This window comes from Porphyromonas sp. (assembly GCF_030529325.1).
In the GTDB taxonomy this organism is placed as follows: domain Bacteria; phylum Bacteroidota; class Bacteroidia; order Bacteroidales; family Porphyromonadaceae; genus Porphyromonas_A.
Map to the genome: position 1 here is coordinate 1 of NZ_JAUMXC010000031.1, position 12,910 is coordinate 12,910.

The window sequence follows — 12,910 nt, forward strand, 5'->3', positions numbered from 1 at the left end:
TAGTAACGTCTTGTTGCTCAATAAGATAATCTCATCTTGAATTTTCAGACAACTTAATTTCGACCCTTCACTAACTTCTGAAAAGGCTTTGCCTGATGATGCTTTCCATGACACGAGATGTGGGTAGAATCTTGGTGATAGAGACAATGCTCTCCAAAAAATATCTGTATGGGAAATTTTCTTCTCACATATGCTTATTGGATCTTGTTTGGATCAGGTTTTTCAGTCTCTGTGTGTAATTCTCTCCAAACCATTATATTTGTGCCATAAACACCAAGCCCATGAATGCTTCTCCCACAACAAGTCTCACGATCCGAAAGGCTGAGCTTGCGGATCTTCCCTCTATCATGCCTATATATGATAAGGCAAGAGAGACGATGCGTCGTATGGGGAACCCTCACCAGTGGAATAGTACTTACCCCTCCGCCAACCTCATCAAAGAGGACATCCGAGAGGGGTATTGTCATGTCTGTCTCCTCCCTGACGGCAGGGTGTGTGGCACTTTTTGGTTTGGTGTTATCGAAGAGCCTACCTATGCCTATATAGAGAATGGGGCGTGGCCTAATGATCGCCCCTATGGCGTCATCCATCGCCTTGCTTCGGACGGGCAAGTGAGAGGACTTGGACGTCAAGTCTTGGAGTGGGCTCTTGCACAACATCCCAATATACGGGTGGATACCCACAGAGACAATCGTGTGATGCAGCACATTGTCACATCTCTCGGCTTTGATTACTGTGGTATCATCTATGTGGCGGACGGCTCTCCACGATTGGCGTATCAGAGGGAGGATAGCCGATAAGGGTAATCGTCCCGAGATCCAACCCAATAAAGCTTCCTGATATCCATGTATATGAGCATGGTCTCATTGTCCGACATCTTAACCTGTCTGTTTCTGAGCTTTTTGCCTCGACTGACAGCAAAATGATGTATCTTTGCGCTTCGTTTGATGTAATATGATGACATACAGTTGATTTGTCATTGAGAGACAGACTCTCGATGTCATGCCGTATGTCAGCCGAACTAATACTATTTTACCTTTAACAGCCAAAATTATGACTGAAAAAATTACCCGAAACTCTGTCTTTCGGAAAGTTGTAATGGGAATTGTGCCCCTCGCCATTTTCCTATCGGCTTCTGCGCAGACGATAGAGAAAAGATTGTCTTTGAAGTGTGAGCGGTGTGGTGTCTCGGAGATCGTCCGTGAGCTGGCTTCGCTCTCCGGAATGAGTATAACGGATCCTGAAGGGTTCTTGCCTGAAGGTGCTACCGCATCGGTAGACTTTTCGGACAAAAAGCTCTCAGACGCGCTTGCCGAACTACTTGCTTCGCACGGATTGACATTCAGGCATGAGGGTAAACAACTCATCATCATGCGTGAAAATACCGTAGTCCTCAGAGGGAAGGTGTCCTTTACGGACAAGTCTCCTGCCAGAGGTGCTACCATCTACATCGATGGCAAACCTTCTGCCATATCCGGAAACGACGGAGCGTTTGAGTGTCGCATCCCGAAAGGGCGCGCGGTGAGCGTCAAAGTGACATTTGTCGGAAGTCTTCCGGTCGAGAAGCGCCACAAGGGTGAGGGATTCCTCAATATAATATTGCATGATGACGAGCAAGCTCTGGACGAAGTGGTGATCACGGGTTTTCAGACGATCAACAAGCGCAATTGGACGGGATCGTCCACAACCCTGAAGGCCGAAGATATCATCACTCCCGGTATGGTCACCATAGATAAGGGACTCGAGGGTGTAGTACCGGGTGTCATTTCCTTGCCTATGACGGGCGAACTGGGTGCTGCCCCTCGCCTGAGGATACGTGGTACATCGACCATCCTTGGTTCGAGAGAGCCTCTTTGGGTCGTCGATGGCGTAGTGCAGAGGGATCCTGTCACGATACCTGCCGAGGATCTCAATGATCCGGACTTTATCAATCGTATCGGTAATGCCATAGCCGGCATCAATCCCCAAGATATCGAGCGTATAGACATCCTCAAGGATGCGGCTTCGACTGCGCTCTACGGTGCTCAGGCTGCCAATGGGGTCATCGTGGTCACGACAAAGAAGGGGGCAGAGGGTAAGCTCACTGTCTCTTACACAGGATCGGTCGGACTCTCGAAGCATCCTCGGTATTCGGACAGAAATATCAACTTGATGAACTCCCTCGAGAGGGTCAATTTTTCTCGCGAACTCATCGATGCCAACTATTATTTCCCCAATGATATGTACGATGTGGGGTATGAGCACCTCGTGAAGAAGTTGTACAACAAGGAAATGTCCTATGATGAGTTCACCGCAAGGGTCGGGCGTATAGAGTCGCTCAATACCGATTGGTTCGACTTGTTGATGAGGGATGCTCTCAGCAATAGTCACCATGTCTCGGTTTCGGGGACTTCGGGCAAGATCAGTTATTACGGTTCGTTGGGCTATGACAAAAGCAATGGCGTGGTACGCCACGAACAGATGGACAGGGGAAGTGCTTACCTCAAACTGATGGCAGAGCTTTCGCCCAAGGCAAAGTTGAGCTTGTGGATCAGGAGCACACTTGAAAATCGCGCTTTCAATGCGTCGGGAATCCAACCCACGGACTACGCTTACAACACGAGCAGGGCTATCCCTGCTTATGACGAAGAGGGTGGGTATTCGTTCTACAAGAAAGGTAGTGCTGAGAGATTCAACTTCAATATCCTCAATGAGATGCAACACTCCGGACGCACTCAGGAGTCTTTCAATACAAGTGTCAATGCGGCTTTGGACGTGAAGCTCTCCGACCCGCTGACATTTAATTCGCTTGTCTCTGTGACAGCGTCGAATACCAACGGCGAAGAGTATTGGGATGAGCATACATATAAGGTGGCCGATCTGCGTCAGACCGAGTTGGGACAGCCCTTTGACAAGGTGGCTGCCAACTATACACTGCTTCCCTATGGCGGGCAGCTCTCCACGATGCAGGAGCGTTATCTGTCGTATTCGGGTAGAGCAATGCTCAGTTATGTCAAGGCCTTTGCGGATGAGAGTGTCATCAGAGCGAACATCGGGACATCGATAAGCTCTATCCGCAGCAAGGGTAAGAGCCGGTTGCACAGAGGTTACCTCAAAAATTATGGGGGCAAGTTTGTGTCTGTCGAGGATATAGACCGCTTCGAGAAGTTTAAGGCTTGGCTCGTGAGTCCTGAGGCTCAACCTAAGTTAAAAAATGACTTGTTCAACCAATTGTCGTTCTTTGCCACTCTCTCATACACATGGCGCAACAACCTTACATTGAGTCTCAATGCCCGTACCGATGGGTCCAATAGATTCGGTGATCGCAGTAATGAAAAGATACTGCCTGTATGGTCTCTCTCCGGAAGCTATGACTTGTCCGAATTACTTCCTAAAAACGATGTGTTGAACTACCTCTTTGTCCGTTCATCGTTCGGGCTTCAAGGCAATATGCTCAGCGATCAGTCGCCCGAGCCGATCATAAGACGTATGGATATCGATCCGTATTACAACGAACCGACAGCACGATTGGAGCGTTACCCCAATCCCGACCTCAAGTGGGAGAAGACACGCTCTTTCAGCGCAGAAGTAGACATGGCTCTCTTCCGAAATCGCCTCTTCATGACACTCGAGTATTATCGAAAGGTGACAAGGGATGCTTTTCACAATATCGGGATAGACTTGGTCAATGGATATTCTTCTTATGTCATCAATTCGGGAGTACTCAAAAACTCCGGCTACAGCTTGTCTCTGTCTGCGATACCGGTGAAGACCAATGACTTCAGTTGGAGAGTGTCGACAGTGTTCTCAAAGAGCCTGAACAGCTTGGACAGCAGACCGGAAGACTCGAAATTCCTTGTTGGCAATTACCTAAACGGTACAGCCCTTGTCCAAGGTCGCCCTCTGGGGACTTTCTATTCCTATCGCTTCAAGGGGCTCAACCCTGAGGATGGCGGGCCACAGTTTTACGACAAAGAGGACGAGAAGGAAAAGCTCTTCGGACTCTCCAACCACGAGGTTTACTCACAAGTCCTCACAGAGTCGGGCAATCGCTTCCCTTACATGCAAGGCGGCCTCAGGAATACGATACACTACAAGCGTTTCTCCCTTCGCTTCAGCCTTGCTTACAGCCTCGGAGCAAAAACAAGGCTTTTCAAGCTATACGGTAGCGGGCGTAACTTCCAACCCGAAATGAATGTGAATAGGGTATTTATCGACAGATGGCGCAAGACCGGAGATGAAATGCATACCAATATCCCTGCCGTCATCGATCAGACGATCCCTGCCATCTCCGATAAGTACAACCGCCACTATTCGCTTTCGCACAAGCAACAAATGCCGGTCATCGCCAACAATGCGTGGGAGATGTACAACTTCTCGGATATCCGCGTGGTGTCGGCTGACTACTTGAAGTGTACCGATCTTAGTCTGTCGTACATGCTTCCTGACGGGTTCAGTCACAGGTTGGGACTCAGTCGTGTAAACCTTGCATTCTCGACCAACAACCTCTTTACTATCAGTTCCAAAGCGCTCAAGGGACAGACTCCGGTCCAAGGCGGATTCACTCAGATCAATCTGTCCGAAAGACCCCAGTACTCTTTCCAGTTGAGTTTTTCTCTCTAACTATAATCTCTACTATATATGAAGATAACATACTATATCCGACTGGCAGTTGTGATGTGCATCGGGCTGATGACAGTCTCCTGCAAGGGCTTCCTCAAAGAGCACTCCGAGGACCTTGCTTACATCAGGACTTTGGGTGATCTCGATCAGCTCCTCATCGGTTCGGCATACATGACGGTACATCCCCGCACACCTTTGAACTACAAGAACTTCTACATCCCGTTTGTACACTATATGGCAGATGAGACCGAAGAAGTCATCGGCAACACGCGCTACAATCCCGAAGCAAATATACGTCCTCGAATCTTCGGCTATTACACATGGCAGAAAAATGTCGGAGCTTACTTCGATACGAGCAAACACGCAGACGAGAGCACAGACTGGCTCCGATTTTACAATCACATCAGTACGCTCAATACGGTACTCAGTGAGTTGAAAAATATTGCGCCTAAATCGCCCAAGGAGATTGACCGGCACAATCTCATCAAGGCCGAGGCTCTCTCCCTCAGATCGATATACTATTTCCTCCTCGTCAATCTCTATGCTTCCCCTTATAGCGAAGCCAATCGCTCCGTGCCCGGTGTGCCGCTCAAGCTGTCGAGTCACGTCGAAGACAGAAAGTTTACCCGCCGGACTATCGGAGAGGTTTATGACCATATTGTTCAAGACCTGGAAGAGGCTGCACACCTCATCGCAGGTCAGCCTGTCCGCTCCAAGTACAGACTCTCCGAAGCCGGTATCTGTCTCATGCTCAGCCGCGTTTATCTCTATATGCAAAACTGGAAGATGGCTAAGACATACGCACAGAAAAGCCTTGCTCTCCATGCGACCCTCGAGAACTATAATGGTTGGGACAAGGCTATCTCTGTCCAACGCATAGAGAGTCCCGAAGTCCTTTTCTCCATGGGTGGCAGTCTCCTCTACGGTCATCTCAATTCGTCGTCTCCCACCGGAGGTTTTCAGGTGTCTGCAGGTCTCTATGACTTGTTCGATCAGGGCGACTTGAGGAAGGACCTCTTCTTCAAAAAGCAAAAGGAAAAAGGCAGCATCACCGGCAATGTGATCTTCCCTATCAAGCAAGATCCCAAAGGCGCAAACAGGGGGCAGGTTTCGGATATTTTTTGTCTCCGCACAGCTGAGGCATATCTCAATATGGCAGAAGCATCGGCCATGCTCGGAGAGGTCTCGGAAGGTCAGGACAATCTCAACAAATTGCTGAGTGCACGTATCGGTCGTTCGGTCTTCAAGCCCCTCGAGGGTCTCTCTCAGGAGGAGCTTGTCAAGGTTGTGAGGACAGAGCGTCGCAAGGAACTCTGCTTCGAGGGACATCGTTGGTTTGATCTCAGACGTTATCGCGTGACTACGCTATTCCCCGAAAAGACCGAGCTGACCAACACGTACACTGTCTACTCCAAGGACGGCCGCAACAGCAAGATGAGTGTCACCTACTACTACAGGCTCCCGGCCGAAGAGGATGCCGGATATGTCCTCCCTATACCTGCCGAACAAAAGGCAATTAACGACACGATAAAGGATAACATAAGGGTGGAAAGAACCCCTTCTAAAACCAAGACTTATGAATAAATACTTCACTGCCATAGCCCTGAAGACGTTGCTCGCTGCGACATCTGTGCTATCACTCGTCTCTACTACGGGATGCAAGGAGGAGAGTCTCGCGCCCTCACACGCAGATATCAATTTCTTCGAGGTCGATGATGACGATCGCTCGGTGACGGGAGAGTTGAGACGCTCATTTTTTGCCGAGAGCGGGTGTTATCTCCTTTTTGATGCCACCTTGCGCAAAGGTGACGTAACCAAGGAGTTGAACATCAACTATGGAGTCACCAAAGAGGGTAAAGAGTACTACGATAGCGAACTCATCCGATATGTCTACATCGATGATGATGCCGACAGGATCGGTGCGACGACGTTTATCAGAGAAAAAGTGCTCCCGTATATGTCAAAAGACAGGCTGCCATACTCCCTTCTGCTTGTCGATACGATCGTCTCCTACAACTACGATAAAAAGTTGAAAACCTACAACATGGAGAAGCCCGACAAGAAAAAAGTCATCATCCATGGACTCTCTGTGACTGCCATCGCAGGTCTCAAAGGGATACAAACCAAGGATGAGGGGGCACAACAAAAACAGCAGAAGGAGATACTCTCCGCCATGATACGGAGGTCTTTGAGTCTGCTTGACGAAAGTGCGTTTGAGGTGTTTTACTCCGTCTCATTGCCGTACTACGACAAGAGCTATGACAAGGACTCTGCCGATATGCCCGATGTGAAAGACCTCAAGGAGCTTGGCTTCCTCAAGGCCTATTCTTTCAGACCCAAAGAGAGGATGAGCTTCTATCCCAAGGATAAGGACAAATCGACCTTCATCAATGAGCTCCTATCCGCTCACGAGTCCGTATGGCGCACAAAGTATGCCGAGTATCCTCTTGTCCTCACCAAACTTGATGCTCTTAAGAAGTTGTTGGACGATATGGGATACAACCTCGACTACCTCAAGGCGTAATCTTACTACAGAAACACAAATGCGAGTTCGATATAAGTCATATCGAACTCGCGTTGTTTTTATTATCTCTGTCCCGATCGAGCAATTTTCTCCTCTCTTCGAGAAAGGGTGTACAACCTCCCGAATCAAGTTGTCTAACTTGATGAATCAATATGCCTACCTTGATGCTTCAAGTTAGACAACCTTTTTTGCCCCTTTGATGACAGACCCGCGAATGTAGCTCTGTGTCCGATCCTGTCCTTGCCTATCCGGATACGATACAAAGAAACATTCCGCTTTTCCCAAAATCTATTGAGGGAAAAAGCGGGATGCTTTTTATCGGTATTGGACAAAGCTCTAACTGTTTGTTCCCGAACAAGTCTCGAACTGTGCGTTGGCCGGAGGCGTAAGCATGGGGTTGTACATCATGATCGCATGATTTTCGACGAGCAAGCGTTCCTCCTCACTGCCATCGGGATGGGTGATGACCTGTACGATACGGTTGTGACGGGTATATCCGCCCCAATACTGTGTGACCACTCTGTGATCTCGCTCTTCGATGCGATAGGTCTCCTGCTGAGGTATGTCGGCACTTATACGCCCGTGGAGGTGGGTCTCATCGGTCCATAGTTCGATGAGGTAAGTCTTTTCGGTGGGATTGTACACGCGTAAGTCGATGTAGTTGTACGACAGAGTTGCCCCCGCTCCGAAGGGTACATTGCGATTGACATCCGGGAAGACATCGAAACTGTGACGGTGGCGTTCGGTGATGCGGAGCGGTGTGTGGGCAAATATCCAAAAGAGGAGATTGCCGAGTTGACACAGCCCACCGCCTATACCTTTGGTCACTTGGCCTTGATGTAGCACGAGCCCCTCGAGGTAGCCTTTGGATGCCGTAGGTCTGCCGACCTTTTGCCACACGGAAAAGGTCTCTCCCGGACGTATTACTATCCCATTGAGATGCTTGATAGCCAGTTGGAGATTGGTGCGTTTGTTTTCCTGCAGATACATCTCTACGTCCTTGAGAGGGCGCAGTATCATCGAGGAGTGCTCCTTGATTGGATGAAACATAGCCTTTGTCGGCCTTTTGCTTGCCCATCGTGTCCTCCCAAAGACATTTCCCACCTTGCGTTTCAAGATATAGTACTCACGACCGAGACGGCGCCGCCACAGTGCTCTCATCAGAGGTTTTTCTACAAAGTCTATCTTCATGATCCTACTTCTTTGTCAACGAAGCTACACAAATTTCGTCAATCCAGTCGTCCGCATCGTATATGGCTGAACGTCTCGCCACAGATGAATGGTGTCTTTACATCGGCGCAACATAAAAATAAGTCATATAAGAGCGTTGGATCAACCGGTCTCCACGCCGGTACATGGTGAAGAAGTTGATCCCCTCCGCACCGAAACTTGAAAAGAACAAGTTCAAGGTGCCATTTTTATCTGTAAATGCGAAGTCCGGAGTATGTCCTTCATAATGCCCTTCATCGTCCGCACGCCAAGTCGAGTACTCATTTTGTACGGCAAAGTCTTCTCCAAATATAAGTTGTTCATCGACATACACGACAGTAAGTCCGAGAGCTATCGGAGCTTTTGTGTCCACGGTGACAGAGTAAGTGCGGATCTTGCCGTCTTCGGAAACAGACTTGACGGAGAATTCCGAGATATCGGCTTTGTATCTCTTCTTGATAGCAGCCCGGAAAAGTTTGGAATCTCTGATTTGAACATCCGTATATTGAGGTGTTTCATCCCCTTCCTCTATCGGAACCATTTGATATATCATTGGGACAATTGTGTGGGCAGAGATGAAGTCTTCGTTGCACATGAAGACATGGATGTCGTCCCCTTCAGGAGCTGATATTTTTTCTTTGCTTATGATTTCATACAGGTAACCACTCATCTTGTCGAAGTTGCGGACTGTTTCCCTGCCGTCAAAGTCGGGAGTTTCCTCTTGTTTTCGCAGCGCCTTGACACCGTAGACCCTACCTTTTATGACACAATGCGTGTACTCGGACGACGCTGTCTGCTCTTCCGAGTTCGGTAAGATTATCTTCGTCCCGGTTTTATCTACAAGTCCTATACCTGCCTTGAATGGGAGGTCTCTCTTACTTTTCTCAATGAGTTCATTATAGTCTGGGATAAGTTTGTCATACTCCACCATCTCTTCCGATGAGGTGTTCTCTCCCAATATTTGCATACGCAGTGCCTCAATCTGCTTCTCTATCTCAGAGAGTGCAGCTGTCCTCTACCACAATCTTATCGACGGTATTGTCTTCATAGGTGACTGTTGCCGAATCTCCCGCAAATGTCGTCTCTCCTGACGTCTCCGAAGAAGTCCTGTTAGCTCTCTTCCCTTCCCCACACGAGCTTACGGATAAAGCCAATAGAATAAGAAGACCGATTCGTAAATGGTTTTTACTCATAATATCAAATTTTATTGTTTCGTGTTTGCAGTATCAAAATGTTAGTATTAAAAAGTCTCGTTCTTCCCTCAAGATTAATGGACCAACCTCCCCTCTTCCGGACTTGATGACGAAAATCCTCTTTAGAAAGCAGATATGCCCTTTATTATGACATCCCCCGTCAGACTGATCCTCGATGCTTCCTCACCGATCTCCTCCCCAAAAAAAATCAGGTGAATCAGCATCCCAATGTACAAAATATCTAAAAAAAGATAAAACTGTGAGGGGCGAAAAAGCAAGAGAAGATTCCGACCTTTTACAGTCGAAAGTCTCCTCTTCGCTTTTTGAGGTTTGTCATATCTGCGAATGATACAGTGCTAAGATATCATGGGACTTAGATCATTGTTTGACTTGCGTTCTGCCGGATACGAGAATGATACAATGTCAAGATATGTGGAGCTTTGAGGATCAGTGACTTGAAAGAGGGTGGGGAATGTCTTAATGCCAAGATGCCAAGCCAAATTTGATGTGGTCTGGTCCGGATTCATATCAAAAAAAACATTCACCTCCACTCAATATGGAGGTGAATGTTTTTTTTGATATGATGTCTTGATCAGTTGCGGAAGATGAGTTCGCCCTCTGAGGTAGCATCTATCGTGATGGTCTGATCTTTGGAGACTTTGTCCGCGAGGATAGCTTGTGAAAGCTCGTTGAGGATACGTCTCTGGATCACCCGCTTCACGGGGCGGGCACCGTATTGCGGATCATAACCCTCGTGGGCGATCTTGTCCACCGCGGCATCTGTGTAGCCAAGTGTAATCCCGTTTGCTCCGAGTATCTTACCGACAGTGTCGAGTTGGATCCGTACGATGCTGCGGATCTGATCGAGTGTAAGGGGTGTGAAGACTATCGTCTCATCGATACGGTTGAGGAACTCAGGGCGTATCGTACGACGGAGGAGCTCCATCACTTCGTTGCGTGTGTGATCGATGACCTCTTCGGCATTTTTCTCATCATAATGATCGAGGTTGCGATGGATGATGTCCGAACCCATGTTTGAGGTCATGATGATGATCGTGTTTTTGAAGTTGACCGTACGTCCCTTGTTGTCTGTCAGACGGCCATCATCAAGCACTTGAAGAAGGATGTTGAACACATCGGGATGCGCTTTCTCGATCTCGTCGAAGAGCACGACAGAGTAAGGTTTGCGACGAATAGCTTCGGTGAGCTGTCCCCCTTCGTCATAACCCACATATCCCGGAGGAGCTCCGACGAGTCTCGATGCGGAGTGCTTCTCCTGATACTCACTCATATCGATACGGGTCATCATATTTTCATCATCGAAGAGGAGTTCGGCAAGGGCACGTGCCACCTCTGTCTTACCCACACCGGTAGTACCGAGGAAGAGGAACGAACCGATAGGACGTTTCGGATCCTGGAGGCCTGCACGACTACGACGTACGGCGTTGGCAATGGCTGTAAGAGCTTCGTCCTGTCCCACTACACGTTTGCGAAGACGTTCCTCAAGGTGGAGCAACTTCTCACGCTCTGTTGCCAACATCTTGGACACGGGGATGTTGGTCCACTTGGATACGACCTCTGCGATATCTTCGGCATCGACAACCTCCTTGATCATGGCATCGTCACCCTGTATTTCGTGTAGACGTTTCTGAGCCTCTTCGATAGACTTGCGAAGCTCTTCCATACGCCCGTAGCGTATCTCGGCTACCTTACCATAGTCTCCTGCTCGCTCGGCAAGTTCGGCCTCATACTTGAGGTGTTCGATCTCGGCTTTGTCAGCCTGTATGCTGTTGATCTGATCCTTTTCGTTTTGCCACTTGCTCATGAGGTCAGACTGCTGTTCGCGAAGTTCGGCAATGTCTGCATCGATGAGGGTGACCTTCTCCATGTTATTTTCGCGCTTGATAGCCTCACGCTCTATTTCGAGCTGTTTCATCTTGCGAGATATCTCATCAAGCTCTTCCGGAAGGGAATCCACCTGCATGCGGAGACGTGCCGCAGCCTCGTCCATGAGGTCGATGGCCTTGTCAGGCAAGAAACGATCGGTGATATAACGGCTCGAGAGCTTTACCGCAGCGATGATGGCATCGTCGAGTATGCGCACCTTGTGGTGAGTCTCATAACGCTCCTTGATACCTCGGAGGATGGATATACTGCTCATCTCGTCCGGCTCATCTACCATGACGATCTGGAAGCGGCGCTCGAGAGCCTTGTCCTTCTCGAAGTACTTCTGATACTCGTCAAGGGTCGTTGCTCCGATGGCACGGAGTTCGCCACGAGCAAGGGCAGGCTTGAGGATATTGGCAGCATCCATGGCCCCTTCGCTCTTTCCTGCTCCCACGAGGGTGTGTATCTCGTCGATGAAGAGGATGACCTCACCCTCCGACTTGGTTACCTCATTCACCACAGACTTGAGGCGTTCCTCAAACTCACCTTTGTACTTCGCACCCGCGATGAGTGCTCCCATGTCGAGAGAGAATATCTGTTTGGATTTCAGATTTTCCGGCACATCACCTCTCACGATACGACGGGCAAGGCCTTCGGCAATGGCTGTCTTACCTACCCCCGGTTCGCCTATGAGGATAGGGTTGTTTTTGGTGCGGCGAGAAAGTATCTGCAATACCCGACGGATCTCATCATCACGTCCGATGACAGGATCGAGCTTGCCGCTACGGGCACGCTCGCAGAGATTGATGGCATACTTGCCGAGAGCATCATAAGTGTCTTCGGCAGACGGGCTGTCTACTTTGCTACCCTTGCGCAATTCCCGTATGGCACTCATGAGGGTGTCATATGTCGCTCCCAAATCTTTGAGGATGTGAGATGTCTCACTATCCACTTTGAGGAGGGAGAGGAGTAGATGCTCGATGGATACATACTTGTCCTGCATCGACGCAGCGATGTCTTCGGCTTGTTGGATCAGCTTGTTGGCATCGTTGGTGAGGTAAGGCTCTCCGCCTGATACTTTGGGGAGGCTTGCTATACGATCTTCGACCCTGCGACTCAGTGTGGAGACATCCACACCGATCTTGGGGAAGACAAAGTTTACTACGTTGGCACCCTTCTCGATGAGGGCCGAGAGGATGTGAGCGGGGTCTATCGCCTGCTGTGAGAGGCGACGGGCTTTGTCTACTGCGCCCTGCAAGACCTCTTGAGTTTTGATGGTAAAATTGTTCACATTCATAATCATCTTTCTTTCATTGGTTTGTCTTCTGCTGATGTGAGTTCGATCTAAGGAATGGTATGTTTTTATCCGGTTTCTGTTTTTTCTTTTTGCCCTTGGAGAAGGTTCCTTTCAGGCTTCTCTGTTGTCGATCCTCTCAAAGGGGGTGAAAAAGGTTGTCTAACTTAATCCATCAAGGTAGACAACTTAATTCATCAA

General features: G+C 48.9%; 8 protein-coding genes. 4 read left to right on the forward strand and 4 right to left on the reverse strand.

Going from position 1 to position 12,910, the window contains the following annotated elements:
* The first annotated feature begins 281 nt into the window (after nucleotides 1-281).
* The 4 genes from Q4A14_RS05970 to Q4A14_RS05985 all read left to right on the forward strand — a co-directional run bounded on the left by Q4A14_RS05970 (nucleotide 282) and on the right by Q4A14_RS05985 (nucleotide 7,126).
* On the forward strand, nucleotides 282-800 hold the full coding sequence (locus Q4A14_RS05970; protein WP_303170669.1) for a GNAT family N-acetyltransferase: 519 nt from the start codon (nucleotides 282-284) through the stop codon (nucleotides 798-800).
* Nucleotides 801-1,053: 253 nt separating this feature from the next.
* Nucleotides 1,054-4,602, forward strand: a complete 3,549-nt coding sequence (locus Q4A14_RS05975; RefSeq protein ID WP_303170671.1) for a SusC/RagA family TonB-linked outer membrane protein — start codon at nucleotides 1,054-1,056, stop codon at nucleotides 4,600-4,602.
* A gap of 18 nt (nucleotides 4,603-4,620) precedes the next feature.
* Nucleotides 4,621-6,186, forward strand: a complete 1,566-nt coding sequence (locus tag Q4A14_RS05980; RefSeq protein WP_303170673.1) for a RagB/SusD family nutrient uptake outer membrane protein — start codon at nucleotides 4,621-4,623, stop codon at nucleotides 6,184-6,186.
* Nucleotides 6,179-7,126 (forward strand): hypothetical protein, encoded by a 948-nt coding sequence (locus Q4A14_RS05985; RefSeq protein ID WP_303170675.1) that lies wholly within the window; start codon nucleotides 6,179-6,181, stop codon nucleotides 7,124-7,126. Before Q4A14_RS05980 ends, Q4A14_RS05985 begins: the two co-directional genes overlap by 8 nt.
* 336 nt (nucleotides 7,127-7,462) lie before the next feature.
* Here Q4A14_RS05985 and Q4A14_RS05990 read toward each other — a convergent pair whose 3' ends face one another.
* From Q4A14_RS05990 to clpB, 4 genes are all read right to left on the reverse strand, one after another.
* The gene (locus Q4A14_RS05990) at nucleotides 7,463-8,317 is read right to left on the reverse strand and encodes a VanW family protein (protein ID WP_303170677.1); all 855 of its coding nucleotides are present in this window, start codon (nucleotides 8,315-8,317) and stop codon (nucleotides 7,463-7,465) included.
* A 97-nt stretch (nucleotides 8,318-8,414) separates the two neighbouring features.
* Nucleotides 8,415-9,302 (reverse strand): hypothetical protein, encoded by an 888-nt coding sequence (locus Q4A14_RS05995; RefSeq protein ID WP_303170679.1) that lies wholly within the window; start codon nucleotides 9,300-9,302, stop codon nucleotides 8,415-8,417.
* Nucleotides 9,303-9,330: 28 nt separating this feature from the next.
* Nucleotides 9,331-9,528 carry a hypothetical protein gene (locus Q4A14_RS06000; protein WP_303170681.1) on the reverse strand — a complete coding sequence of 66 codons (198 nt, stop codon included), beginning with the start codon at nucleotides 9,526-9,528 and terminating at the stop codon, nucleotides 9,331-9,333.
* A gap of 592 nt (nucleotides 9,529-10,120) precedes the next feature.
* Entirely contained in the window at nucleotides 10,121-12,712 is a 2,592-nt protein-coding gene (clpB, locus tag Q4A14_RS06005) for an ATP-dependent chaperone ClpB (protein WP_303170683.1), read from the reverse strand.
* Nucleotides 12,713-12,910 lie beyond the last annotated feature (198 nt).

What these genes read in the sequence shown, in the direction of transcription:
- clpB (WP_303170683.1), bottom strand. Translation starts at nt 12,712, where the DNA reads ATGAATGTGAACAATTTTACCATCAAAACTCAAGAGGTCTTGCAGGGC.
- Q4A14_RS05990 (WP_303170677.1), bottom strand. Translation starts at nt 8,317, where the DNA reads ATGAAGATAGACTTTGTAGAAAAACCTCTGATGAGAGCACTGTGGCGG.
- Q4A14_RS05985 (WP_303170675.1), top strand. Translation starts at nt 6,179, where the DNA reads ATGAATAAATACTTCACTGCCATAGCCCTGAAGACGTTGCTCGCTGCG.
- Q4A14_RS05980 (WP_303170673.1), top strand. Translation starts at nt 4,621, where the DNA reads ATGAAGATAACATACTATATCCGACTGGCAGTTGTGATGTGCATCGGG.
- Q4A14_RS05975 (WP_303170671.1), top strand. Translation starts at nt 1,054, where the DNA reads ATGACTGAAAAAATTACCCGAAACTCTGTCTTTCGGAAAGTTGTAATG.
- Q4A14_RS05995 (WP_303170679.1), bottom strand. Translation starts at nt 9,302, where the DNA reads ATGCAAATATTGGGAGAGAACACCTCATCGGAAGAGATGGTGGAGTAT.
- Q4A14_RS05970 (WP_303170669.1), top strand. Translation starts at nt 282, where the DNA reads ATGAATGCTTCTCCCACAACAAGTCTCACGATCCGAAAGGCTGAGCTT.
- Q4A14_RS06000 (WP_303170681.1), bottom strand. Translation starts at nt 9,528, where the DNA reads ATGAGTAAAAACCATTTACGAATCGGTCTTCTTATTCTATTGGCTTTA.